Source organism: Vibrio halioticoli NBRC 102217, assembly GCF_000496695.1.
In the GTDB taxonomy this organism is placed as follows: Bacteria; Pseudomonadota; Gammaproteobacteria; order Enterobacterales; family Vibrionaceae; genus Vibrio; species Vibrio halioticoli.
On the sequence record NZ_BAUJ01000107.1, the window covers coordinates 1 to 1,258 of the forward strand.

Annotated in this window: 1 protein-coding gene; it reads left to right on the plus strand. The window is 40.5% G+C overall.

What is annotated here, in order from left to right; translation table 11 throughout:
- Positions 1-286: 286 nt before the first annotated feature.
- The coding region (locus tag VHA01S_RS17730) for an IS110 family RNA-guided transposase (RefSeq protein ID WP_023405716.1) at positions 287-1,258 on the plus strand (972 nt) is incomplete at its 3' end.

Below are 1,258 nucleotides of genomic sequence, written 5' to 3' on the forward strand. Positions count from 1 at the left end.
AACTATTACAATCGACAGCGGCCACATCAAGCAAATGATGGGGTTTCGCCGGTTACTGCCGAAAATCGGCTTAAAATAGTGTCCGGTATTTGTTGACCACTTGTATGTTGAAGCTTTGGGTGATTAGCTATCTCCAAGCTCTAAAATCAGTGAGGATGCTTGACCACATAATGCTCGACATTGTTCTGTAGATTATCCCCTGATTTTACTTACTCAAATACTGGATGGTATCCGAGCGCGTAGCTGCCTGGCTAATGATGCTGAATGTACAAGTGGAGTCGTTGATATGAGTGTAAATGTTGGAATTGATGTTAGTAAAAAAAGTTTAGATATCTGTTTACTGCACGATCAAACCAAGAGCGGTCAAAAATATCGCAAGTTTCAGAATAAAAAAGAGATTCAACCTGAAATAAGTGCCTGGTTGCTAAAGTTTTCAAGGTGTAAAGCGCAAGATATTTTGATTACGATGGAATCGACAGGTGTTTACCATGAATCTATAGCACTTTATCTTCATTTAGCTGGCTTTAAGGTATTTATATCAAATCCAGGTAAGGCGAAAAAATTTTCCCAGTCGCTTGGGCTTACGCATAAGACAGATAAAACAGATTCTTATATGCTTGCTTTATATGGTGACGCCCAGGGAAATCGAGCTCACCATTGGGTTCCTGATGATTTAAACACCCGTAATATCAAGTCATTATCTCGCCGTCTTTCAGCTTTAGAAAAGGACCGATTGAGAGAATCTAATCGTTTGGAAGCCAGTGAAATTAGTGGTGCCCATGAACGAGTAATAGGCTCAATAAAACGTATCATTAGCATAATTAATGAGGAAATAGCCTCTATTGAACAAGAGATTGACCTAACTATCAGCTCAGATCCTATCATGAAGAAAAACCATCAGTTATTACAAAGTGTCGTTGGTGTTGGTAAGGTCATATCTCGTGAGCTTGTTTATTTATTCAGTGCCAAACAGTTCTCTAGTGCAAAGCAGGCCGCAGCTTTTGTTGGGCTCATCCCTAGGTTAAACGAATCGGGAAATTTCAAGGGTAGAACGACATTGAGTAAGGTTGGCCCGTCAAGGGTTCGTGCTAAATTGTTCTTAGCGGCAGTAAGCGCAAGCACTCACAATCCAGATATTAAAGAACAGAAACGAAGGTTGCTGGAAGCTGGAAAAACCAAAATGCAAGCACTTGGAGCGGCAATGCGGAAACTGGTTCAGATTTGCTATGGTGTACTCAAAACGCAGACTGAATATAGA